Origin of the sequence: Streptomyces sp. NPDC059256 (assembly GCF_042753785.1) — a bacterium.
In the GTDB taxonomy this organism is placed as follows: Bacteria; Actinomycetota; Actinomycetes; order Streptomycetales; family Streptomycetaceae; genus Streptomyces.
In genome coordinates this window covers 590,579-613,298 of the sequence record NZ_JBHYZO010000001.1, presented here as the reverse complement: position 1 = coordinate 613,298, position 22,720 = coordinate 590,579, and the positions used below count along the sequence as shown (strand labels likewise).

The 22,720-nt window shown below is 69.5% G+C and carries 24 protein-coding genes; 11 read left to right on the top strand and 13 right to left on the bottom strand.

Annotated features, from left to right (window positions below; genetic code table 11):
- The first annotated feature begins 126 nt into the window (after nucleotides 1-126).
- The gene (locus tag ACFXJL_RS02610) at nucleotides 127-573 is read left to right on the top strand and encodes a sec-independent translocase (protein ID WP_358876155.1); all 447 of its coding nucleotides are present in this window, start codon (nucleotides 127-129) and stop codon (nucleotides 571-573) included.
- A gap of 121 nt (nucleotides 574-694) precedes the next feature.
- Nucleotides 695-1,387 carry a hypothetical protein gene (locus ACFXJL_RS02605; protein WP_358876154.1) on the top strand — a complete coding sequence of 231 codons (693 nt, stop codon included), beginning with the start codon at nucleotides 695-697 and terminating at the stop codon, nucleotides 1,385-1,387.
- Nucleotides 1,388-1,659: 272 nt separating this feature from the next.
- Here the strand turns inward: ACFXJL_RS02605 and ACFXJL_RS02600 are convergent, their stop codons facing one another.
- From ACFXJL_RS02600 to ACFXJL_RS02590, 3 genes are read right to left on the bottom strand one after another with little or no spacing between them, the layout of a single operon-like run.
- On the bottom strand, nucleotides 1,660-2,793 hold the full coding sequence (locus ACFXJL_RS02600) for an Mrp/NBP35 family ATP-binding protein (RefSeq protein ID WP_358876153.1): 1,134 nt from the start codon (nucleotides 2,791-2,793) through the stop codon (nucleotides 1,660-1,662).
- A 42-nt stretch (nucleotides 2,794-2,835) separates the two neighbouring features.
- Complete coding sequence (locus ACFXJL_RS02595) at nucleotides 2,836-3,417, bottom strand: DUF1003 domain-containing protein (RefSeq protein ID WP_358876152.1); 582 nt, start codon at nucleotides 3,415-3,417, stop codon at nucleotides 2,836-2,838.
- Nucleotides 3,410-4,687 carry a magnesium transporter MgtE N-terminal domain-containing protein gene (locus ACFXJL_RS02590; RefSeq protein ID WP_383534006.1) on the bottom strand — a complete coding sequence of 426 codons (1,278 nt, stop codon included), beginning with the start codon at nucleotides 4,685-4,687 and terminating at the stop codon, nucleotides 3,410-3,412. Before ACFXJL_RS02590 ends, ACFXJL_RS02595 begins: the two co-directional genes overlap by 8 nt.
- Nucleotides 4,688-4,925: 238 nt before the next feature.
- On the opposite strand from ACFXJL_RS02590, the gene ACFXJL_RS02585 reads away from it, so the two are divergent.
- Nucleotides 4,926-5,696 carry a hypothetical protein gene (locus ACFXJL_RS02585; protein WP_358876151.1) on the top strand — a complete coding sequence of 257 codons (771 nt, stop codon included), beginning with the start codon at nucleotides 4,926-4,928 and terminating at the stop codon, nucleotides 5,694-5,696.
- A gap of 13 nt (nucleotides 5,697-5,709) precedes the next feature.
- Here ACFXJL_RS02585 and ACFXJL_RS02580 read toward each other — a convergent pair whose 3' ends face one another.
- Both ACFXJL_RS02580 and ACFXJL_RS02575 read right to left on the bottom strand, forming a co-directional pair.
- Nucleotides 5,710-6,222, bottom strand: a complete 513-nt coding sequence (locus ACFXJL_RS02580; RefSeq protein WP_384688590.1) for a hypothetical protein — start codon at nucleotides 6,220-6,222, stop codon at nucleotides 5,710-5,712.
- Nucleotides 6,223-6,302: 80 nt separating this feature from the next.
- On the bottom strand, nucleotides 6,303-7,418 hold the full coding sequence (locus ACFXJL_RS02575) for a magnesium and cobalt transport protein CorA (RefSeq protein ID WP_358876149.1): 1,116 nt from the start codon (nucleotides 7,416-7,418) through the stop codon (nucleotides 6,303-6,305).
- Nucleotides 7,419-7,891: 473 nt separating this feature from the next.
- Here ACFXJL_RS02575 and ACFXJL_RS02570 point away from each other — a divergent pair, with 473 nt between their 5' ends.
- The 4 genes from ACFXJL_RS02570 to ACFXJL_RS02555 all read left to right on the top strand — a co-directional run bounded on the left by ACFXJL_RS02570 (nucleotide 7,892) and on the right by ACFXJL_RS02555 (nucleotide 11,035).
- Complete coding sequence (locus ACFXJL_RS02570; RefSeq protein ID WP_384688588.1) at nucleotides 7,892-8,494, top strand: suppressor of fused domain protein; 603 nt, start codon at nucleotides 7,892-7,894, stop codon at nucleotides 8,492-8,494.
- A gap of 230 nt (nucleotides 8,495-8,724) precedes the next feature.
- Nucleotides 8,725-9,363: a DUF6758 family protein gene (locus tag ACFXJL_RS02565; RefSeq protein WP_329023042.1), complete on the top strand. Its 639-nt coding sequence runs from the start codon at nucleotides 8,725-8,727 to the stop codon at nucleotides 9,361-9,363.
- 150 nt (nucleotides 9,364-9,513) lie between these two features.
- The gene (locus ACFXJL_RS02560; protein ID WP_358876147.1) at nucleotides 9,514-10,386 is read left to right on the top strand and encodes a PHP domain-containing protein; all 873 of its coding nucleotides are present in this window, start codon (nucleotides 9,514-9,516) and stop codon (nucleotides 10,384-10,386) included.
- Nucleotides 10,387-10,429: 43 nt separating this feature from the next.
- Nucleotides 10,430-11,035: a MarC family protein gene (locus ACFXJL_RS02555; RefSeq protein WP_329023046.1), complete on the top strand. Its 606-nt coding sequence runs from the start codon at nucleotides 10,430-10,432 to the stop codon at nucleotides 11,033-11,035.
- Nucleotides 11,036-11,143: 108 nt separating this feature from the next.
- Here the strand turns inward: ACFXJL_RS02555 and ACFXJL_RS02550 are convergent, their stop codons facing one another.
- Nucleotides 11,144-11,296, bottom strand: coding sequence for a hypothetical protein (locus ACFXJL_RS02550; RefSeq protein WP_329023047.1), 153 nt, complete (start codon nucleotides 11,294-11,296; stop codon nucleotides 11,144-11,146).
- A gap of 188 nt (nucleotides 11,297-11,484) precedes the next feature.
- On the opposite strand from ACFXJL_RS02550, the gene ACFXJL_RS02545 reads away from it, so the two are divergent.
- Nucleotides 11,485-12,396 carry an NYN domain-containing protein gene (locus tag ACFXJL_RS02545; RefSeq protein WP_329023049.1) on the top strand — a complete coding sequence of 304 codons (912 nt, stop codon included), beginning with the start codon at nucleotides 11,485-11,487 and terminating at the stop codon, nucleotides 12,394-12,396.
- A gap of 67 nt (nucleotides 12,397-12,463) precedes the next feature.
- On the opposite strand, the gene ACFXJL_RS02540 is transcribed toward ACFXJL_RS02545, so the two are convergent.
- The gene (locus tag ACFXJL_RS02540) at nucleotides 12,464-13,330 is read right to left on the bottom strand and encodes an alpha/beta fold hydrolase (protein WP_384688582.1); all 867 of its coding nucleotides are present in this window, start codon (nucleotides 13,328-13,330) and stop codon (nucleotides 12,464-12,466) included.
- Nucleotides 13,331-13,444: 114 nt separating this feature from the next.
- Nucleotides 13,445-15,475: a DEAD/DEAH box helicase gene (locus tag ACFXJL_RS02535; protein ID WP_384689133.1), complete on the bottom strand. Its 2,031-nt coding sequence runs from the start codon at nucleotides 15,473-15,475 to the stop codon at nucleotides 13,445-13,447.
- A gap of 564 nt (nucleotides 15,476-16,039) precedes the next feature.
- On the opposite strand from ACFXJL_RS02535, the gene ACFXJL_RS02530 reads away from it, so the two are divergent.
- Entirely contained in the window at nucleotides 16,040-16,765 is a 726-nt protein-coding gene (locus ACFXJL_RS02530; protein WP_329023055.1) for a ferritin-like fold-containing protein, read from the top strand.
- 142 nt (nucleotides 16,766-16,907) lie between these two features.
- Here ACFXJL_RS02530 and ACFXJL_RS02525 read toward each other — a convergent pair whose 3' ends face one another.
- From ACFXJL_RS02525 to ACFXJL_RS02510, 4 genes are all read right to left on the bottom strand, one after another.
- Complete coding sequence (locus ACFXJL_RS02525; RefSeq protein ID WP_329023056.1) at nucleotides 16,908-17,177, bottom strand: hypothetical protein; 270 nt, start codon at nucleotides 17,175-17,177, stop codon at nucleotides 16,908-16,910.
- Nucleotides 17,178-17,453: 276 nt separating this feature from the next.
- Nucleotides 17,454-17,681: a DUF3107 domain-containing protein gene (locus tag ACFXJL_RS02520; protein WP_329027770.1), complete on the bottom strand. Its 228-nt coding sequence runs from the start codon at nucleotides 17,679-17,681 to the stop codon at nucleotides 17,454-17,456.
- A gap of 122 nt (nucleotides 17,682-17,803) precedes the next feature.
- Complete coding sequence (locus ACFXJL_RS02515) at nucleotides 17,804-18,457, bottom strand: TetR/AcrR family transcriptional regulator (protein WP_384688579.1); 654 nt, start codon at nucleotides 18,455-18,457, stop codon at nucleotides 17,804-17,806.
- A 167-nt stretch (nucleotides 18,458-18,624) separates the two neighbouring features.
- Complete coding sequence (locus tag ACFXJL_RS02510) at nucleotides 18,625-18,864, bottom strand: hypothetical protein (protein WP_358876144.1); 240 nt, start codon at nucleotides 18,862-18,864, stop codon at nucleotides 18,625-18,627.
- 154 nt (nucleotides 18,865-19,018) lie between these two features.
- Between ACFXJL_RS02510 and ACFXJL_RS02505 the strand changes: the two genes are divergently transcribed.
- Nucleotides 19,019-19,984 carry an alpha/beta hydrolase gene (locus tag ACFXJL_RS02505; RefSeq protein ID WP_358876143.1) on the top strand — a complete coding sequence of 322 codons (966 nt, stop codon included), beginning with the start codon at nucleotides 19,019-19,021 and terminating at the stop codon, nucleotides 19,982-19,984.
- Between the two features lie 150 nt (nucleotides 19,985-20,134).
- The gene (locus ACFXJL_RS02500) at nucleotides 20,135-21,526 is read left to right on the top strand and encodes a DUF3152 domain-containing protein (RefSeq protein ID WP_384688576.1); all 1,392 of its coding nucleotides are present in this window, start codon (nucleotides 20,135-20,137) and stop codon (nucleotides 21,524-21,526) included.
- Nucleotides 21,527-22,176: 650 nt separating this feature from the next.
- Here ACFXJL_RS02500 and ACFXJL_RS02495 read toward each other — a convergent pair.
- Nucleotides 22,177-22,308 carry a hypothetical protein gene (locus tag ACFXJL_RS02495; protein ID WP_384688573.1) on the bottom strand — a complete coding sequence of 44 codons (132 nt, stop codon included), beginning with the start codon at nucleotides 22,306-22,308 and terminating at the stop codon, nucleotides 22,177-22,179.
- Nucleotides 22,309-22,720 lie beyond the last annotated feature (412 nt).

Below are 22,720 nucleotides of genomic sequence, written 5' to 3'. Positions count from 1 at the left end.
CAATCCAGGATCACGGCCTCCCAGCACGTGACTCCCCCAAGTCCTGACGGGTACCGTGGATCGGGCTCGGATGCCCGTCCGACCTCCGGGCCGGGGGAATCAGCTGAGAACACGAGGAGCTACAGGGTGTTCAGTGACATAGGCGTACTGGAGGTGCTCACTCTTGTCGTGCTCGCCATGCTCATCTTCGGCCCCGACAAGCTCCCGAAGCTCATCCAGGATGTGACCGGCTTCATTCGGAAGATCCGAGAGTTCTCCGACAACGCCAAGCACGACATCCGCAGCGAACTGGGCCCTGAGTTCAAGGACTTCGAGTTCGAGGACCTGAACCCCAAGACCTTCATCCGTAAGCACCTGAACGAGAGTGACGACCTGCGTGAGCTGAAGGAACTGGGCCGTTCCTTCGACCTCACCAAGGACATCAACGAGATCTCGGACACCGTCCACGGCACCGATTCCGACGCCTCAGTCCCCGCCGCGGTCAACGGCGGATCCGGGACACCGGACCTGCTGAAGAAGCGCGATCAGCCGGTGAAGGACGAGCGCCCGCCGTTCGACGCCGACGCCACCTGAGCACGGTCAATCCCTGCGACGGGGCAGTGGGTGGCTATTCTCTCCATCTGTCAGGACGCGAGGACGCCCGAGGGGGGCGGGTCCGCTCCAGACCTCGGACACAGAGGAGGCGGCCCGCTCGATGGAGACGACCAGTCGGCCGACGGCGCAGAACACGGCCAGTGATTCCCCCGCTCCCGACGTTGAGGACTCAAAGGCGGCGGAGCGCGCGGAAGCAGCGGCCCGGAGCGCGGCCGACGCCTATGCGCGGGCCCCTTTCCCCTGGTACGGCCTCGACGCGGCGTTCACCGGCCAGCGCTGGCTGATGCAGGTCGGATCCGCAGCCGACGGGGTGGTCCAACACGGTTCGCTGGGCCACGGTGACGAACCGTCGATACGGACCGAGGCCACGGCACTGGAGAAGGAGCGGTTCGCGGTGGTGATCACCGTCGCCGCGAGCCCGGTGCGCCGCAGCGGTGACGGCACCGGAGTGCTGGACGCCACCACGGCCTCGTCGGCGGCCTGGCTGGCGGGCTCGGGCCTGCTGGCCCACACCTGGCCGCCGCAACTCGACCACACACTGCGGGACGACTGGCTGGACCAGCAGACGGAGACGGCCTTCGAACTGGCCGACGATCTCCAGGGCTCGGCGTGGTCCACGCTGTCGCTCCCGGTGGACGGGGAGCCGACCACCTTCCACTACCGCGAATCCGAGTTCGGCTGGGTGCTGGCCGGGTCCACCGCGGCCGGTGTGCACATCGGGGCGTACGGGCGCGGGATGAGCGCCTACGGTCTGGGCTTCTTCGAGGTGCGCGACCTGGGGCCGTACGTCTGAGCACACCGGGCCCCACGGCCCGGACTTGCCTCGATGAGCGAACGGGGCCGTCATGCTGCGGCCAGGACACCCGCCTTCCCGCGTACGGGGCGGCGCCCCCAGCCCGGGTGATCGCCGCCCGTGGACGGGTCTTCGGGAACGACGGCGCCCGTGCTGCGGAACTCGGGGACGGCGCCGGGCGGGATCACATCGGCTGCACCCGCCCGGCCGGAACCGGTCCCCAGGAGTCCCGTGGCAGGCCCGCCCGGTTGGCGGGACCCCGACGAGGGGACCTAGAACTTGTTCTTCGGCGTGATGCCCAGGCTCATCCCCGACAGCCCTCGCTGACGGCCGCCCAACTTGCCCGCGATGGCGCGCAACGACGCACCCGCGGGGGACTCCGGGTCCGTCAGCACCACGGGCCTGCCATCGTCGCCGCCTTCGCGTAGCCGTACGTCGATGGGGATGGACCCGAGTACCGGCACATGGGCTCCGGTCGTCTTCGTCAGACCCTCGGCGACCCGCTGGCCGCCTCCGGTGCCGAAGACGTCGACCATCTCGTCGCAGTGCGGGCAGGGCAGTCCTGCCATGTTCTCCACCACGCCGACGATCTTCTGATGGGTCTGGACCGCGATGGAACCGGCTCGCTCGGCCACCTCCGCCGCCGCCTGCTGGGGAGTGGTGACCACCAGGATCTCGGCGTTCGGCACCAGTTGTGCCACCGAGATCGCGATGTCGCCGGTGCCCGGGGGCAGATCGAGGAGCAGTACGTCCAGATCGCCCCAGTACACATCGGCGAGGAACTGCTGGAGCGCCCGATGGAGCATCGGGCCGCGCCAGACCACGGGTTCATTGCCCGGGGTGAACATGCCGATGGAGATCACCTTCACACCGTTCGCGGACGGCGGCATGATCATGTTCTCGACCTGGGTGGGTCGACCATGGACGCCGAGCATGCGGGGCACGGAGTGGCCGTAGATGTCGGCGTCGACGACGCCGACCTTCAGCCCGTCGGCCGCCATCGCCGCGGCGAGGTTCACCGTCACCGAGGACTTCCCCACGCCGCCCTTGCCGGACGCGACCGCGTACACCCTGGTCAGCGAGCCGGGTTGGGCGAAGGGAACCTCCCGCTCGGCGGTGCCGCCGCGCAGCGAGGACGCCAGTTCGCGCCGCTGCTCGTCGCTCATCACGTCGAGCGTGACATCGACGCGGGTGACTCCGTCGACGCGCTGTACGGCCTCCGTCACATTGTTGGTGATCGTTTCGCGCATCGGGCAACCGGAGACGGTGAGGTACACCGTGACGGCCACCACGCCGTCCGCTCCGACCGTGACCGATTTGACCATGCCCAGGTCGGTGATGGGTCGGTGGATCTCGGGGTCGTTCACCGTCGCCAGTGCTTCAAGCACCGCGTCTTCCGTAGCCATACGACGATGGTACGGCGCGGCCCGCCGGGCCCGGGAAGCCCGTCAGCGGTCGGCTTCGTCACTCCCCTGGCCGCCTTCGTGGGGAAGGTGGCCCCGGCGGTCCTGCACATCCCTGAGCAGGTCCTGGATCTCGGAGCGGATCCAGTCCCGGGTGGCCACTTCGCCCAGTCCCATCCTGAGCGCCGCGATCTCCCGGGTCAGGTACTCGGTGTCCGCGATGGACCGTTCGTTCTGCTTGCGGTCCTGTTCGTGGGTGACCTTGTCCCGGTCGTCCTGCCGGTTCTGCGCCAACAGGATCAGCGGGGCCGCGTAGGACGCCTGGAGGGAGAGCATCAGGGTCAGAAAGATGAACGGGTACTCGTCGAAGCGCAGCGCCTTCGGGGCGAAGATGTTCCACACCACCCACAGGATGATGATCAGGGTCATCCAGACGATGAACCTGCCGGTGCCCAGGAACCGCGCGATCCGCTCCGAGAGCCTGCCGAACGCCTCCGGGTCGTACTCGGGCAACAGTGTGCGGCGGGGTGCGCGGGGCAGGTCGAGCCGCACCCGGGGGCGCGCAGCCGCACCCGCCCCGGAGCCGGGCCGGTCCTTCGTCTCCTCGCGCTCGCCGCCGCTACCCATGCGCGGACTCCTCGAAGTCCGTCTCACGCCAGTCGTCGGGCAGCAGGTGGTCCAGTACGTCGTCCACGGTCACGGCACCGAGCAGCGATCCGATCTCGTCGACCACGGGGGCGGCCACCATGTTGTACGCGGCGAGATAGCTGGTCACGGCCCGTAGGGGAGTGTCGGGTGCGAGCGGCGGAAGATCGCTGTCCACCATCGACCCCACCAGGGTGAACGGGGGGTCCCGCAGCAGCCGCTGGAAGTGGATCGTGCCCAGGTAGCGCCCGGTGGGAGTCTCCTCCGGCGGGCGGCACACGTACACCTGTGCTGCCAGCGCGGGGGAGAGGTCCTGCTGCCGCACCCGGGCGAGGGCGTCGGCGACCGTGGCGTCCGGCCGCAGCACGATGGGCTCGGTGGTCATCAGACCGCCCGCGGTGCGCTCCTCGTACGACAGGAGCCGCCGCACGTCCGCGGCGTCGTCCGGGCGCATCAGGGCGAGCAGTCGCTCCTGGTCCTCCTCGGGGAGTTCGGACAGGAGGTCGGCGGCGTCGTCCGGGTCCATGGCCTCCAGGACGTCAGCGGCACGCTCTTCCTGGAGCTTTCCGAGGATCTCGACCTGATCGTCCTCGGGCAACTCCTCCAGCACGTCCGCGAGCCGGTCGTCATCGAGCGCGGCGGCCACCTCGGCCCGTCGCTTGGGCGTCAGATGGTGCAGTGCGTTGGCGACATCGGCCGGCCGCAGCCGCTCGAAGGTGGCGACCAGGCTCTCCGCGCTCTGGCTGTCCTCCTCCAGGGAGAGTCCGGTCACGGCCGACCACTCGACGGTGAGCGTCTCCCCCCTGCGGCGCAGCGCCCCGCCGCGTCCGCGCCGCACGAAGACCTTGTCGATCTCCCAGTCGCGGCGAGCCGGCAGCCGCTGGACGGACACGTCGAGGACGGTGGCCTCCTCGCCGCTCTCCACGAGTTGTACGCGTCGGTCGAGCAGTTCGCCGAGGACCAGCCGCTCGGTGGGACGCTGTTCGAAGCGCCGTACGTTCAGCACGCCGGTGGTGATGATCTGGCCCGATTCGATGCCGGTGATACGGGTCATCGGGAGGAAGATCCGCCGTCGGCTCAGCACCTCCACCACCATGCCCAGCAGCCGGGGCGGACGGTGGCCCACCCGCAGCATCGCCACCAGGTCCCGGACCCGGCCCACCTGATCACCGCTCGGGTCGAAGACCGGGACGCCGGAGAGGTGGGAGACGAAGACACGCGTGACGCTGGCGACCACGGTCGACACCTCCATCCCGGTCTGCGGCGCTTCGCCGGAAACACTGTCCTTCAGGTGCTTCAGGCTAGCCCGTACCGATGTGTACCGCTGCTGCCAGGGGTCCGTACGGACCGGGCGCGGAACCCGTGCACACCCTGCACGACTGGCTGCGAGAGGTCGACTGCCACCCCGGTACGCTGCGGTCTGCTCCCCGATCATCCGCAGGCGAAGCAGTTGGCGTTCAGCTGCCCAGCAGACGAGAGGCAGTGTGCTGGTGACTCTCCTCCCCCCGGTTTCCCGTGCCCGCAGGACCGCCCTGTCCCTGGTGCTCTGTGCAGGGCTGGCCGTGTCCGCGACGGCCTGCGAGGAGAAGGTCGACCCGGACAAGGGCACCAACGGTGTCGGCCGGCTCACCGCCGCCGAGATCGAGAGCAAGGCACGGGCCACGGCGGACGCGGCATCAGCGGTCCGTCTGGCCGGGACGCTGGTCAGCAAGGGCGGCACCTACAAGCTGAACATGCGGCTCAAGCAGGACGGCGGCACCGGTTCGGTGACCACGAGCGAGAACGCCTTCGAGCTGCTCAGGATCGGTGACGACCTGTACCTCAAGGCCGACGTGGGTTTTTGGAGCCATGACGACGGTGCCTCGGGCGAAGCGCCGAGCGAGGCGGACGAGGAAGCGGCCCTCAAGCTGCGCGACAAGTACGTCAAGGTTCCGCAGGGCGACCCGGCGTACGACAGGTTCCGCGGCTTCACGGACATGGACGTGCTGCTGGAGGGCCTCCTCGGCATGCAGGGCAAGTTGAGCAAGGGCGACCGCACCAAGGTCGGCGGCGTACAGGCGATCAAGGTCCAGGCGGCAGCCGGGGCCGGTGGCGTCCTCGATGTCTCACTGGAGGGCCTGCCGTATCCGCTCCAGTTCGCGCGGGCCGGCGGCAAGGGCGTCCTGACCCTGGGCGAATGGGATGTGGACTTCGCGCTCGTGCCGCCCACCAAGGAGGAGACCGTGGACTACGGGAAGCAGCTCCCGAAGACCAGCGGCTGAGCCCGTACGGCGGTCAGCCGCGCTTCTTCTTGCGGGACAGCAGCAGTCGGGGCAGGGCGGCCGGGATCGGGTGCCGGGTGGTGGCCCCGGTGGGCAGCGGCGGGGTCGCCAGCGAGGTCTGCGGATGGTCGGTCGTCGACTCCCGGGGGGTCAGCCGCACCACCCGGCACTCGCGCCGCCATCGATCCGGCACGGTCTCCGCGTCCACGGCGTTCAACCGCTTCCCCTTGAGCTCCGCCACCGCGGACTCCCAGGGCTCGGATCCCGGCTCCAACTCGCTCACCACGGCGGTCCAGGACACCAGCCGACCGCCCTTGTCCTTGCTGCGGACGATGACCTCGGCGGTGCCCCCGTCGACCAGGCCCGGCAGCGGCTGTTCCCCGGGGCCATCACCCACGACCAGAGCCGCGCCCTCGTGCCACACGTGCCACAGCGTGCGCTCGGGGCCCGTGGAGCGCACCCAGATGAGGCCGGACTTCTTGGTGGCTTCCTCGACGAGTGCCTGGGCGAGCAGCGTGTCTGTCATGGGCGCAGCCTATCCAGCCGCCAGCCGCCAGCCGCCAGCCGCCAGCCGCCAGCCGCGGCCGGTCGCTGGGCCGCCGGTCGCTAGAGCCAGCCGTTGCGCTTGAGCGTCCGGTGAATGGTGAAGCAGATCCCGATGATGGCGGTGAGCACCATGGGATACCCGTACTTCCACTGGAGCTCCGGCATGTAGTCGAAGTTCATGCCGTACACCCCGCACACCGCGGTGGGCACCGCGATGATCGCCGCCCAGGACGTGATCTTGCGCATGTCCTCGTTCTGGGCGACCGTCGCCTGTGCCAGGTTCGCCTGGAGGATCGAGTTCAGCAGCTCGTCGAAGCCGATGACCTCCTCCTGGACCCGGGCCAGGTGGTCGGCGACGTCACGGAAGTACTTCTGGATGTCCGGGTCGATCAGCCGCATGGGCCGCTCGCTGAGCAACTGCATGGGCCGCAGCAGCGGGGAGACGGCCCGCTTGAACTCCAGCACCTCCCGCTTCAGCTGGTAGATCCGCCCGGCGTCGCTACCCCGCTGCCTGCCCTTGGACGGCGCGGAGAAGACATCGATCTCGACCTCGTCGATGTCGTCCTGCACGGCTGCCACGACCGCGATGTAGCCGTCGACGACATGGTCGGCGATGGCGTGCAGAACCGCGGACGGCCCCTTCGAGAGCAGCTCGGCGTCCTTCTCCAGCCCGTACCGCAGTGCCCGCAGCGAACCCTTGCCACCGTGCCGGACCGTGATGACGAAATCCCGACCGGTGAAGCACATCACCTCACCGGTCTCCACGACCTCACTGGTCGCGGTCAACTCGTCGTGCTCCACGTAGTGGACGGTCTTGAAGACGGTGAACAGGGTGTCGTCGTACCGCTCCAGCTTGGGCCGCTGATGGGCGTGGACCGCGTCCTCCACGGCCAACGGGTGCAACCCGAACTCCGCGGCGATGCCGGCGAACTCCTCCTCCGTCGGCTCGTGCAGACCGATCCAGACGAACCCACCGCCCTCGCGCACCCTCAACATCGCCTCACGGGGCGTCTGCGAGTCGTCCCCCGGGAGGCGGCGCCCATCGCGGTAGACCGCGCAGTCCACGACGGCGCTGGATGCCGAAGGGTCACGGGTGGTGTCGTACGAGTGGTAGGCGGTGCTGCTCCTCCGCAGGGCAGGACGGACGGCGGCACGGAGGTCACGAATCATCGACATGGCTGGCTCCTTCACGGAGAGGCCGTCGGCGAGTGGCGTGGCACAGCCCGGAATGGGGACGTGAGCACTACGTCCGCAAAGCGGGCGGCACCGCGGGATCGCGGTGACGGCGTTCGCTACAGACAGGCAAAAACGAGCTGCTCTTCCGTCGTGCGGGATTCCAGCTACGGAACGCCGTGGTACGGAACGCCGTCGGAATGCCGTGGGCCTGTGCGAGAGGCCCTAGACCGCCAGGAAGTGACGCCGTACGGAAGAGCGGTTGGTACTGCACGGTCGACTTCGATCCACCGCAGACCCCACCTCCTCCGGCCGGTCCCCCGTAGGGGATAGCGTGACGCCGGGAGCGGGCGGCGCCTTGGCGCCGCCGGCCTGTGTGCTTTGAGCACACCAACCCGGCCAGCGGCCAAGACTATCAGCCGACTGCGGGTCAATCCCTGTGATTGCCCCATCCTTACGCGTTCTATGCTCGCCGGATGGCAGACGTTCTTGCTCTGGTCGAGGCCAGGTTGTGTACGGCGCTCGGGGAGCCGGACGCCCGGGCCTCGGTGACGTTCATCGGTACGGACCGGATCGAGGTCCTGCGCTTTCGCACCCCCGGCGACGGGTCCGCGGACGATCTGGTCCGTTACGCCACCCTGGGGATGTCCGCCCACCCCATGAACGATCCGACATCGACGATCGCCGACCCCGTGCAGGGCCCGCGCGCCGAACTGGTCCTCTCGGTGCGTCCGGGAGCAGCGGACACCGATCAGGTGCTGCGCCCCTTGGCGATCCTGGCCGCGTCGCCGCAGGTCGAAGGGGTCGTCATCGCGCCGGGCGCCTCCCTGGACATCGGTGCGCCGCTCTGGCCCTCCGCGCCCTTCAGCTCCGTACTGGTCGCCGAACCGGGCGGGCTCGTCGAGGATCTGGAACTCGATGCACCACGCGAGCCGGTGCGCTTCCTCCCCCTGCTGCCGATGACGTCCAACGAGGCGGCCTGGAAGCGGGTGCACGGCGCGGCGGAACTCCAGGAGCGCTGGTTGGCGCGGGGGACCGATCTACGAGATCCGCACCGCAGGTCCGTGGCCCTCGACTGAAGGCGCAGCCCCCGTGTCCCCCGCCCCGTCGAGGACGTGACGAACGCCTCCCAAGAGGGGCAACCGTCCGTGTTCGAGCGGCCACCCCCCTGAGCCTCCTGGGTCGACGCCTCCTGGGTCGACACTGAGCGTGACGCTCAGTTGAGCCATATCGGCTCTGAGTGAGCAGCTCACTCCGGACGGGTGATCGTCCTTGACGCGACGCCGGGCGGGTAGGACCGTGGAACGCTATGAGGGGCGAACCCAGTTGCCCGAAGTGCGGTGGCCGGGTCAGGGCGCCCGGTCTCTTTGCCGAAGCTTGGCAGTGCGGTGTACACGGCACCGTGCACCCACTCCAGCCGGTGATTCCGCCCAGTGTCGAAGCCCTCGGGGTCGTGGTGCACCGGGCCAGGGTCCCCGTGTGGATGCCCTGGCCGCTGCCCGTCGGCTGGCTGTTCACCGGTGTCGCGTACGCCGGTGACGACCGCAGCGGAGGCCGAGCGACCGCCGTGGTCTGCTCCGGTCCCGGCCCGCTTGGCGGGATCGGAGAACTGCTGCTGATCGCAGAGGAGTTGGGCGTCGGGCTCGGCTCGCGCTATGCCGGCATCGACGGCCCCGACCCCGGCCAGCACATCGACATCGGCAGACCCGCCCAGTCGAAGGTGCTCGCCGCAGGACGTCCCACACCCTTGTGGCACGTCCAGGGCACTCCCGCGGACCGTGCCGTCTTTGCCGGCGAGGCCCGCGGGCTGTGGCTGTGGGCGATCGTCTGGCCCGAACAGTCCGGGCTCCTGATGTACGACGAGTTGGTGCTGACGGATCTGCGCGACGCCGGAGCGGAGGTCGAACTGGTGCCTTGCGGCGCGCTCTCGCCACGACTGCTGTCCTGAGCCGCACACCGCGGGGCGGCCCTGCGGCGGCCGGATGACGGCGGATGGATGGAGGAGTCGGGTCGCTGACCGCCGGGCGGCCGGGCCGCCTTCGGCTGCCCGATACACTGGACCGTCCCCCGTTCGCCCGACATCCCCGGAGTGCCGCTCGTGCGCATCGATCTGCACACCCACTCCACGGCGTCGGACGGTACGGACACCCCCGCCGAACTGGTGCACAAGGCCGCGGCGGCCGGGTTGGACGTCGTCGCCCTCACCGACCACGACACGACGCGCGGCCATGCCGAGGCGATCGCGGCCCTCGACGAGGCCCCCCGCGCACTGACCCTGGTCACCGGGGCCGAGATCTCCTGCGCGCTCGACGGGGTGAGCCTGCATCTGTTGGCGTACCTCTTCGACCCGCAGGAGCCCGCCCTGCTGCGCGAGCGCGAGTTGGTGCGCGACGACCGGGTGCCCCGGGCGCAGGCGATGGTCGCCAAACTCCAGGAGTTGGGCGTCCCCATCGACTGGGAGCAGGTCGCCCGCATCGCCGGCGACGGATCGGTCGGCCGTCCCCACATCGCGACCGCCCTGGTGGAACTCGGCGTGGTCCCGAGCGTCTCCGACGCCTTCACACCGCAGTGGATCGCCGACGGCGGCAGGGCGCACATCACCAAGCACGAACTGGACCCGTTCACCGCGGTCCGGCTGGTGAAGGCCGCCGGCGGAGTGTCCGTCTTCGCCCATCCGGCAGCGGCGAAGCGCGGACGCACGGTGCCCGAGCAGGTCATCGCCGACCTCGCCGCAGCCGGCCTCGACGGCATCGAGGTCGACCACATGGACCACGACGGTCCGGCCCGTGCACGACTGCGCGGCCTCGCGGCCGACACCGGCCTGCTCACCACGGGTTCGAGCGACTACCACGGCAGTCGCAAGACGGTCGGGCTCGGCGAGTACACCACCGACCCGGAGATCTACGGCGAGATCACCCGCCGTGCCACCGGCGCCTTCCCGGTCCCCGGCGCGGGCGGACGTCGCACCTGACCTTCGCTGCCCCGTTCGACCCCTCTTCTCGCAAGGCATCACCGTGTTCGACGCTGCCGTTTTCGGCTCCCTCTTCCTCACTCTTTTCGTGATCATGGATCCGCCCGGGATCACACCGATCTTCCTCGCCCTCACCTCGGGGCGTCCGGTCAAGATGCAACGCCGGATGGCCTGGCAGGCGGTGGCGGTCGCCTTCGGGGTCATCACCGTCTTCGGTCTGGTCGGCCAGCAGATCCTGGACTATCTGCATGTCTCGGTGCCCGCCCTGATGATCGCCGGCGGACTCCTCCTGCTGTTGATCGCCCTCGATCTACTGACGGGGAAGACGGACGAGCCCCAGCAGACCAAGGACGTCAACGTCGCCCTCGTACCGCTGGGAATGCCCCTGCTCGCAGGGCCGGGTGCCATCGTCTCGGTGATCCTCGCGGTCCAGAACGCCGATGGCGCACCCCAGCACATCGCGGTCTGGGGCGCGATCGTGGCGATGCACGTGGTGCTCTGGTTGACCATGCGCTACTCGCTGGGCATCATCCGCGTGATCAAGGACGGGGGAGTGGTGCTGGTGACCCGTCTCGCCGGCATGATGCTCTCCGCGATCGCCGTGCAGCAGATCATCAACGGTGTCACCCAAGTCGTGCAGAGTGCCTGAGACGGTGGACATGGGTCCACCCACGACAACGCCCCCGCACGGACCGATGTCCGCTGCGGGGGCGAGTCATGTCACGCGTGCGCCGATGGCGCTACGCAGGTGTGGGCACTACAAGGCCGACGCGTCGGCCGGGCGGATGTAGATGCGCTGGCCGGTAGCGGCGGCCTGCTGCACGATCCGGTTGACGGAGGCGGCGTCCACGACGGTGCTGTCCACGGCGGTGCCGTCGACGTCGTCGAGGCGCATGATCTCGAAGCGCAAGGCTTCTCCCTTCGTCTGATCCTCCCCAGGGGAGAACTGTTGGTAGCGCGCACCCCACTGCTCCGGGTGCGCAGGTTCCACTCGGGTTCAACAGTGATGTGCCCGGCAAATATTCCTTACACTAAAGAAAATCTTTGGCACGCTAACTACTGGTGGGTGTCGCCGAGCGCCCTGAGAATGAGCTCCGTATGAACGAGGCAACGATCGACACAGCGATCACCCAGATCAGCGCACGTCTGGACCGCACCAACGAGCTGCTGCACCGCATGCTCGCCGAGGTGGCCAAGACGCCCTCCACACACGCCATCTTCGTGGACGCAGGTTACGTCTACGCTGCGGCAGGATTGCTGGTTGCGGGCACCGAGGACCGACGCTCCTTCGACTTGGATGCAGAAGGTCTGATCGACGCGTTCATCGACAAGGCCCGCAGCATCTTCGCCGACAGCAGGCTCCTCCGGGTCTACTGGTACGACGGCGCCAGGCGCCGCATCCCCACGCCGGAGCAGCAGTCGATCGCCGAACTGCCCGACGTCAAGGTGCGACTGGGCAACCTCAACGCCAACAACCAGCAAAAGGGCGTCGACTCGCTGATCCGCACCGATCTGGAGTCCCTCGCGCGCCATCGGGCCATCAGTGACGCGGCCCTCGTGGGCGGTGACGAGGACCTGGTGTCCGCGGTGGAGGCGGCCCAGGGGTACGGGGCACGGGTGCACCTCTGGGGCATCGACGCCTCCGAAGGCGTCAACCAGGCCGAGGCGCTGCGCTGGGAAGTGGACAGCACCCGCACCTTCGACCTGGACTTCTGTCGCCCCTACCTCACCCGCCGAGCCGTCTCGACGTACGAGAACGAAGGTACGCCGCCCCCCTCGCGCGATGAGGTGCGGTTCGTCGGTGCACGGATCGCCGCCACCTGGTTGGCCGAACGGGGCAGCGAAGCCCTCGCCGAGCTACTGCCCGGCCATCCCTATCTCCCGGGACCCGTCGACCAGGATCTGCTGATCGAGGCGGAGGCACTGCTCCAGCGGTCGCTACGGGGACACGCGGTCCTGCGCAGGGCCCTGCGTGACGGCTTCTGGCAGCATCTCCAGTCCCAGTTCTGACGGACGTTCGGCACTCCTGGCCGCCCTCGCACAGGTGGGGGCGGAGCCAGATGGCACGCGGCCCGTCTCAGTGCGCCGCCCAGAACCTCGCGACGGCATCGGCGGTCTCCCGCGGTCGATCGGTGTTCGGGGAGTGCCCTGCACCGGGGATGACGGTCCGCTGGGCACCGAGCCGCTCCGCCATCCGGTCGAACAGCGGTACCGGCCAGGTGTCATCGCTCTCGCCGCTGATCACATGTACGGGAAGCCGGGGAACGGCCGCGAGCTCATCGACCCGGTCCGGCTCGATCGACAACTGTCGACCGGTGGTGATCAGCTGCTGCGGATGGTGCCGCAGCCAGCGCCGACGCAGATCCTCGCCGTCGACGGCGGCTTCCTCCGGCGTCTCGAACGCCCGCATCGCCGCCCACACCTCGGCCATGCTCAGCTGCGCCAGCGCCTGGCTCAGCAGCGCCACCTTCTGTTGCTGGGCGGCAGTGATCTGCGCGGGACCGGATGACATCAGAGTCAGCGTACGAAAGGGTGAGACGGCCGGGGTCGCCGCCACCTCCAGGACGGCGGCGCGGGCGATCTGCCCACCGAGCGAGTGCCCCAGCAGATGCACGGGCCCATCGACGGCCACCGCCTCCACCTGCGCCAGCACATCGAGGGCCAACTCCCGCTGGGAATAGGCGTCGGGTTCGTCCGGGCCGGTCGTCTCGTACTGGCCCCGGCCGTCGACGCACACCGCGCGAAAGCCCGCTTCCGTGAGCGGAGCGAGCATGGCGATGAAGTCCTCCTTGCTCCCCGTGAATCCCGGGAGCAGCAGCCCGGTGCCCGAGGGGGCGCGCTCGCCCGTCGGTCGGGCGTCGAGCACGGCGAACTCCCCACGAGAGGTACGCAGCCTCACGGAGCGGGCGCAGGGAGGAGGAGCGAAGGTCGGCGGACGACTCATACAGGGAGATTACCCGGGGGCCATCCGACCCGCCCGGCCGTCCCGGGCAGCCGGCACCCGCACACAGAACGGCCCGGCTCCCCCATGGGGAAACCGGGCCGTCGGCCGATCGGATCAGGCTTCGGCCTGGGCCGCAGCCTTGGTCGTACGGGTACGGCGTCGAGGCGCGGCCTCCGTGGCGACGGCCGTACTTTCGGCGACAGCAGCAGGTGCAGGTGCGTCCGCTGCCGCGACCGTCTTACGGGTGCGTCGGCGGGGCTTGACCTCGGCCTCAGCCTCCGCGGACTCCGGTGCGGAGGCGGTCGCGACGGCCTTCACCGCACGCGTACGCCGGGGCTTGGCCTCCGGGGCGGCTGCTTCCACCGTGTCGGCGGCCGCGACGGCTTTGACGGCCTCGACGGCCTTGACCGCGCGGGTGCGTCGGCGGGGCTTGACCTCGGCCTCAGCTTCCACGGCGGGTGCGGCCTCGACGACAGCTTCGACGGCCTTGACCGCGCGGGTGCGTCGGCGGGGCTTGACCTCGGCCTCAGCCTCTACGGCGGGTGCGGCCTCGACCTCGGTGACCGTCTCGACGGCCTTCACCGCACGCGTCCTGCGACGACGCGGCTTGGCCTCCGGCTCGGTCTCCTGGAGCGGCTCCGTCGGCTGGGCCGGCACCTGGAGGGTGGCGGGCGCCGGCTGGGCGTCCGCCACGATCTCCACCGCGGCCGGGGCCTGCGCCACGACCGTGCTTGCGGCTCCGGTCGCACGCGTCCTACGCCGACGCCTCGGGGTCCGCGGCTGTGCGTCGTCCTCGGCGGCCGGTGCGTCCTGCGCCGGTGCTGCCAACTGCTCGGCGGCGGTCTCCGTGGAGCTGCCACCCCTGGTACGACGGCGCTGGCGCGGCGTCCTGGTGCGCGCGGGACGCTCCTCCACGGCGACAGGGGCCGGCGCGGCCTTGCGGCCCCGCCCACCGGTCTCGCCCAGGTCTTCCACTTCCTCCGCCGCAAGACCGGCACGGGTGCGCTCGGCCCTCGGCAGCACGCCCTTGGTGTCGGCGGGAATCTTCAGCTCGTCGAAGAGGTGGGCGGAGGTGGAGTAGGTCTCGACCGGGTCGTGGAACGACAGGTCGAGCGCCTTGTTGATCAGCTGCCAGCGGGGGATGTCGTCCCAGTCCACCAGGGTGACGGCCGTACCCAGCGCACCGGCGCGGCCGGTGCGGCCGATCCGGTGGAGGTAGGTCTTCTCGTCCTCGGGCGACTGGTAGTTGATGACGTGCGTCACGCCCTCCACATCGATGCCGCGCGCTGCGACATCGGTGCAGACCAGGACGTCCACCTTGCCGTTGCGGAACGCGCGCAGGGCCTGCTCGCGCGCACCCTGGCCGAGGTCGCCGTGGACCGCTCCGGAGGCGAAGCCGCGACGGGCGAGCTGCTCGGCGATGTCCGCCGCGGTCCGCTTCGTACGGCAGAAGATCATGGCGAGGCCACGGCCTTCGGCCTGGAGGATCCGCGAGACGAGCTCCGGCTTGTCCATGGAGTGCGCGCGGTACACCCGCTGGGTGGTGTTGGCGACGGTCGCGCCGACGTCGTCGGGCGAGGTTGCGCTGATGTGCGTCGGCTGGGTCATGTAACGACGGGCCAGCCCGATGACCGCGCCCGGCATGGTCGCCGAGAACAGCATCGTCTGCCGCCGGGGCGGCAACTGCTGGATGATCTTCTCGACGTCGGGAAGGAACCCGAGGTCGAGCATCTCATCGGCCTCGTCGAGCACCAGGGACCGAACCTTGGAGAGGTCGAGCTTCTTCTGGCCGGCGAGGTCGAGCAGTCGGCCAGGTGTACCGACGATCACATCGACGCCCTTGCGCAGGGCTTCGACCTGGGGCTCGTAGGCCCGGCCGCCGTAGATCGCGAGGACGCGCACATTGCGCACCTTGCCCGCGGTCAGCAGGTCATTGGTGACCTGGGTGCACAGCTCGCGCGTGGGGACGACGACCAGTGCCTGCGGGGCGTCGGTGAGCTGGTCGGGCGTGGCCCGGCCCGCTTCGACGTCGGCGGGCACGGTGACGCGCTCCAGCAGCGGCAGTCCGAAACCGAGCGTCTTGCCCGTACCGGTCTTGGCCTGCCCGATCACATCGTTGCCGGAGAGCGCGACGGGGAGCGTCATCTCCTGGATGGGGAAGGGGGACAGAATGCCGACGGCTTCGAGTGCCTCGGCGGTCTCGTCCAGGATTCCGAGATCCCGGAAAGTCATAGGCTGCGTAGTCAGGGTGTTGCCTCTTCTGTGAGACGCGACGTGAGGCGAACGATGGGGGTCGTGCCGCACCTGGGTACTAGGCCGACCGTGGGTTGGCCGGATGGCGCGGGACCACTGCCGTCGCTCAAGCGCTCGTGCCGCTGAGGGGCCCCTCATCTGCGGTCATACGCGGGGCGCATATCCGCACGGAGGGCGGTCGGGTCGGAGCCGATCGTGCCACCGACCGGGCATCCTCATGGGGAGTCGGAAAGATAAAGATCTTTCCAACAATCACTGCAAACACTGCGATCGCCCGCTGAGAGAGCAGTACATGAAATCAGAACGCTCAGCAGGCGCAATACCACTGTACCCCGGATTCGCGCATGTGTGTTGGGCGAATCCGCAGGAACCGGGGCAGCGGGTCGGCGGCAAAGCCGTACGGGCACCCCTGACCAGGCCCTTACGACCTAGGGTCAGCGGGCTATTGTGCCCGTCATGGAGACGCCAGACAACGCCACAGAACACACGGGGATCGCGGCCCAGGACTGGGCCACCGCGTCCGCGGACCCTCAGTACCGCGCAGCAGTCGTGGATCTTCTGGGGGCGCTCGCCTACGGCGAGCTGGCCGCTTTCGAGCGGCTCGCCGAAGACGCCAAGCTCGCCCCCACCTTCAGTGACAAGGCGGAACTGGCCAAGATGGCTTCCGCTGAGTTCCACCACTTCGAGCGGCTGCGGGACCGGCTCGCCACGATCGAGGCGGACCCCACGGGCGCCATGGAGCCCTTCGCCCAGGCGCTGGACGACTTCCACCGCCAGACCGCGCCGTCCGACTGGCTGGAGGGTCTGGTCAAGGCGTACGTCGGTGACTCGATCGCCAGTGACTTCTACCGCGAGGTCGCAGCCCACCTCGACGCCGACACGCGTTCCCTGGTCCTTGCGGTGCTCGACGACACCGGGCACGGCAACTTCGCGGTGGAGAAGGTCCGCGCCGCGATCGAGGCCGATCCGCGGCTCGGCGGACGTCTTGCGCTGTGGGCCCGACGGCTGATGGGGGAGGCGCTGTCCCAGGCGCAGCGGGTGGTGGCCGAGCGCGACGCGCTGTCCACGATGCTCGTCGGCGGCGTGGCGGACGGCTTCGACCTGGCCGCGGTGGGCGAGATGTTCACCCGGATCACCAAGGCGCACACCAAGCGGATGGCTGCCCTCGGGCTCGCTGCCTAGACCATGTCCGCCGAGTGGCGCCGGTCCGTCCTGAGGACGGGTGCACCGGGCGGAATCCCCCCCGTACACGGCACCCGTACACGGCACCCGTACACGGCGTGGGACCCGCGCGGACGGCGGTCCCCGGGCCCGCACCACTCGATCAGAAGGGGATCGCCCGCCGCAGCCGACGGCCTGACGGCCGCAGCAGCAGGGACAGCAGCACGGCCCCGATCAGGACCGCACCCACCAGCGTCCCCAGGAACTGGCCGGGGCCGAGCGCCACGTGCGTGACATAGGCGCCGAAGAGCGCACCGAACGCTCCCGTGAGAAAGACGACACGACGTTCCGGGAGACGGTCGGCCAGTTGACGGTCGGCGAGCCACGCGAGGGCGAGTCCGAGGAGAATCGAACCGATCGCTTCCCACTGCACTGCTGATCACCTCACGGACACGGGTAGGGGCAGGTCGGTCTAGCCCGTACTACCCGTTGGCCACGGCGAACAACCCTTTCCCACGAGGCGTTGGGAGCTGTGGCCGGAACCCGAGTACGTACCTGCGAGGGGAGAGCGGGGGAGCGTGGCGCCGGCCGCATCACGACGGCCCGTCTTCGCCGGGAACGCTCACCGGCGCCGCGCAGCCGGCACATGGTTCGGGGCCCTGGCGGAATCTCTTCCGCCAGGGCCCCGAACTGCTTGACTCAAGCCGTCCTACAGCGCGCCGAAGCCCACGCGTCGCGTCGCGGGCTCACCGATCTCCACGTACGCGATCCGGTCCGAGGGCACCAGAACCCTGCGGCCCTTGTCGTCCGAGAGGCTGAGCAGCTGCGCCTTACCGGCCAGCGCCTCGCCCACGGCGCGCTCGACGTCCTCGGCGGAGTCCCCGCTCTCCAGAACGATCTCCCGGGGCGCGTGCTGCACGCCGATCTTGACCTCCACGGCTATGTCCCTCCGAACGGTGCGTTGCGCGGTCATTCGCGCCGTACCCAGCACACACTAGCCGGGCCGGACCGGCCGGCAGTCGCCCTGGGTGAACGCCAAGAGCGAACAGTGCCCGTACGTCAGGACTGTTCGGTCAGGGAATCGGCCCCGTGGAGGGGGAAGCCGGCGATGCCGCGCCAGGCCAGCGACGTCAGCAGTTGGACCGCGGTGTCCCGCGGGATGCTCGAACGGCTGGAGAGCCAGTACCTGGCCACCACCTGCGAGACCCCGCCCAGCCCCACGGCCAGCAGCATGGACTCGTCCTTGGACAGGCCGGTGTCCTCGGCGATCACCTCGGAGATCGCTTCCGCGCACTGGAGGGAGACCCGGTTCACCCGCTCGCGCACCGCGGGCTCGTTCGTCAGGTCCGACTCGAACACCAGTCGGAAGGCGCCGCCCTCGTCCTCCACGTACGCGAAGTAGGCGTCCATGGTCGCCGCGACACGCTGCTTGTTGTCGTTCGTCGACGCCAGCGCGGTCCGCACGGCGAGCAGCAGTGCCTCGCAGTGCTGGTCGAGCAGGGCGAGGTAGAGCTCCAGCTTGCCCGGGAAGTGCTGGTAGAGCACGGGCTTGCTGACGCCCGCCCGCTCGGCGATGTCATCCATCGCAGCCGCGTGGTAACCCTGCGCCACGAATACTTCCTGGGCCGCGCCCAGAAGCTGGTTCCTGCGGGCTCGGCGTGGCAGACGCGTGCCTCGCGGGCGCGCCGCCTCTGTCTGCTCGATGGCTGTCACGCCGCCTCCCAAAATCTGTAATGTGCGCGCTGTGCGCCGCGCCCGCCATCGTACTTTTGGGTAACCCAGTCGTGGGCGTCGCGGACGCAGAATTTCACGGACCGGACAGTCGCGGTAGCTCCCTATTCGTGGGCAATCCGTGGGCAAAGAGGTCAAGGTCAGTCAGGTCAGCGATAGTCGTCCTCATCGAGGGTGACCACCCGTGCCTGCTCCACCGCGTCCGCCTCATTGACGTGGTCCTTGTCGATGTGGGGCGGTGGATCATCGTGTTCCGGACGCACCTCGCTCTCCTGCTCGGCGGCGTCGGCCTCCGGCGCATCGGTGTCGGTGCCGTCGGTGGAGCCGGTGCCGGCGTTCTCGCGCTCGGCCTCGTAGACGGTCTCTGGGTCGGTGGGATCGATAGCCATGAGGCACCGCTTTCCCGGAAGCAGGGGGCTCATCCTTGGAGCTTCGGTGATGGTCCTTGTCTATGAAGCGTAGGAGCTACTGATTCGCGGCGCTACGCGATGTGTGACGCCGAACACACGATTCGCGGTGTGATCGTCTCGTAACATTGCACGCATGTCTTCGACCGAGCTGCCGGACACCCGCTCCGCCACCGCCGACGAGGCACCGAGACCGCGCACCGCGCGGGTCGCCCCGGGGGAGGAGTTGCGCTCCGTCGCGCTGGCCGGACTCACCCTCTCGATCAGGTCGCGCCCGCCGAGCCGGGTCGGACTGCCGCCCGCCCTCTTCGTCCACGGCCTCGGCGGTTCCTCGCAGAACTGGTCGGCGATGATGCCGCTGTTGGAGGACGTCGTGGACGGCGAGGCCCTCGACCTCCCCGGTTTCGGTGACTCCCCGCCGCCGGGCGACGGCAACTACTCGGTGACCGGACACGCCCGGGCCGTCATCCGCTATCTGGACGCCTCGGGCCGCGGTCCCGTCCATCTGCTCGGCAACTCCCTCGGCGGCGCTGTGAACGTCCGGGTCGCGGCCGTTCGCCCGGATCTGGTGCGCACGCTCACGCTCGTTTCGCCCGCCCTGCCCGAGTTGCGCGTCCAGCGCAGCGCCGTGCCCACGGGAATGCTGGCCCTGCCCGGCATCGCCCGGCTGTTCAGCCGGATGACCAAGGACTGGACGCCGGAGCAGCGGACCCGCGGTGTGATGGCTCTCTGTTACGGAGATCCTTCACGGGTCTCCGATGAAGCACTGGGGCATGCGGTGCAGGAGATGGAGCGTCGGGTCCAACTCCCCTATTTCTGGGATGCGATGGCCCGCACGGCACGCGGTATCGTCGATGCGTACACGCTGGGTGGCCAGCACGGACTGTGGCGACAGGCGGAGCGGGTGCTCGCGCCGACACTCCTCGTCTACGGGGGGCGCGACCAACTCGTCTCGTACCGTATGGCAGGCCGGGCCGCTGCGACCTTCCGGGACTCGCGGCTCCTGACCCTGCCGGACGCCGGGCACGTGGCGATGATGGAGTACCCGGAGACGGTTGCCCAGGCCGTCCGAGAACTGCTTGACGACACTGGTAGGAGCTGATCGGCGCCCGTGGGACGACACAGCCGCAAAGGCCCCGCACCCAAGGGGGGTTCGGGTCGCGATCCCCAGGCGGACGCATCCCCGCCCGGTGCGTCTGACTCCCCTGCGTACGGCTCGGGTTCACCCGGTTCGGCCCAACGCGCCCCCCGCATGGGGGAAGCCCAGGCCGCGATGCGTCCGGCTCCGTCCGCACCGAACGGGCAACGGACCCCGCCGCCCCAGGCGAACGCGGGCGGACGGCGGCGTTCAACCCCGCCCACCGGCCCCGAGCACCTTCCTGCCGGATACGCGCCCCAGCAGGCGCGCGGCGGGCATCCCGAGCAGCACGAGGGCGGGGGAGGGTGGGGAGTCCCCCGTACCCAACAGATGCCGCAGGGCGGACCCGCTGGGCCCGCGGGCCGGGGTGCTGGAGGCCGTTCGGTCGGCGGCCCGCGTCAGCAGCCGTCGCCCGCGGGAGTCCCCGGGCTCCAGGGCGCCATGGCGCAGGGGACGCGTGTACCCGGTCCTCGCAGGGAGTTCGTCGAGGCGTTCGACGGTGCCCGACAGCCCGCGGGCGCAGACCCGTACGCCTCCGTCACCACCTGGCCAGAATCCCCTGATACTGCCGATGTCGTTGATGGTGTCGATGTCACCAACGGCGCCGATGAGATGGGGAACGACCGAGGGGCTGCGGAGCCTCCGTCGGACGGGCGTTCCCCGCGACCTTCGCCCGAACCTCCCAAGCCCAGCAAGGGGCGTACGGTCACGGGCATCGCTGCGGCGGCCGTGACCACGGTCCTGGCCATCGTCGTCGCCGGTCAGGTGGCCGAGGAGACCAACAAGAAGCCCGGCACCGCCACCACGGGGGACGAGCGGGGCAGTGTGGGTCCGGCGTCGCGTTCGGAGGGTCGCAAGACACCCGCGGGCGGGGCACCGGCACGTGAGGTGAAGCCCGCCGCGCCGAGCTATGAGCAGTTGATGGCCTCCCCGTTCCCCATCGACCCCAAGTTGACCGCGGACGGCACCTTCGAGGCTGTTCCCGGATTTGAGAAGGCGCCGGGGAAGGGCCGTAAGATCCGTTATCGCGTGGACATCGAACAGGGATTGGGAATGGACGGTCTGCTGTTTGCGACCGCCGTGCAGAAAACCCTGAACGACAAGCGCAGTTGGGCGCACGGCGGCCTTCGGTCATTCGAGCGCATTTCCTCCGGCGAGCCTGATTTCGTCATCACCCTCGCCAGTCCCGGAACCACGGACGTGTGGTGTGAGAAATCCGGCCTCGATACATCGATCGACAATGTGAGTTGTGATTCCGCAGCGACCGATCGAGTGATGGTGAACGCCTTTCGATGGGCGCAGGGATCGGACACCTACGGCCCTCGCGCTCTGCACGCCTATCGTCAGATGCTCATCAACCACGAGGTCGGACATCGCCTAGGCCATGATCATGTGAACTGCTCGACCGAGGGCGCACTCGCCCCCGTGATGCAGCAGCAGACGAAGTCCCTCAACATCAAGGGCATTGCCTGCCGACCCAACCCCTGGGTGCATCCGGGCGGCTGACTTCAGATCGGCTCTTTCGGCCCGCGGGGTGTGCCCCCGCGGGTGTGGTTCCGTGCCTGGGCCGGGCGCGGCGCGCTGCTCCAGAGCCGGTCTGCAGAGCCGGTCCGCGCGGGCCCGTTCATCGAGCTGCCCCGCGTTCGGGCAAGGCTTCGGCCTGCTCGGAGGCGCACCGTTGGATCGTCGTCAACCACCCGTGAGGCCGTCCCGCACCAAGGGCTTGCCATGGTCTGCGGAAGAGCTGGCCTTGGCATGACACAACGTAATGGCGATCTCTCTTAGCGCGACGAAACGTGTGCCGGGGGCGAAAGTTACGTGCATTCACCCCTTCCGGTGGCGCGACGGACAACCGTCCATCACACCACCGTCACCCCGGCTTACCGTCGTCCCGCTGTGGTCGCCGCATCGACGGCTGCCGACAACGAGGGAGATCGGGGGTGCAATCGGTGCGGAGTGTGCTGCTCACGTACGGTGTGCGCCTCCCTGCGGAACGTGGTGGACCAGCCCGGTGCGGTGGACTCGACGACGGGACCCAGGGGCAGGAAAGCGGCCTCGGCCCCGCGTACCGACCTCGGGTGTCCCTGCTTGCGGTGTCCCTGCTTGCGGTGCCTGCGCTTCCGATCGCCGTGCCCCTACCCGTACCCGTACCCGGATCAGCCGGGCTGGGTGGGCGCCGCGCCGAACGCCCTCAGCCGCTCGTCTCGGCCCTCCGCCTCGATGGCCATGACCTCACGAACGCCCGTCCGGGCCGCCCTGATGACCGCTGCCGGTCGTCCGTCACTCATGACGGACGGCTGCCTCCGCGCGGGCCGTTGGCTAAACGCTTCTGCGAACGGCCGCCATCGGCCGGCCGCCACCCGTACGGGACGCACATGTGCACCCACCGCCGACGGGCCCACCGTACGAAGGGACCGTGCCCAGCGGCTCCGAGGCGGCCCGCCGCGCGGATGCCGCACCCCGTCGGCACCCCCAACGGTCGTCGGACCGGGATCCGACGCGCGCAGAGGCGACCGTACGAGGCAAACACGGCCTCACGGCGTCGGTCCACCGAGCACCGGCCGTCGAACAGCGCCCGGGTCCTGACCACGGCCGAGTGGAATCGCATGGCATTTCACGGCATTTGGTGTGAGCCGCTCTGCCCCCGCGCGGATCCACGAAGCCGACGGACTCCCCCGTACGGCAGCAAGCTTCCACCCC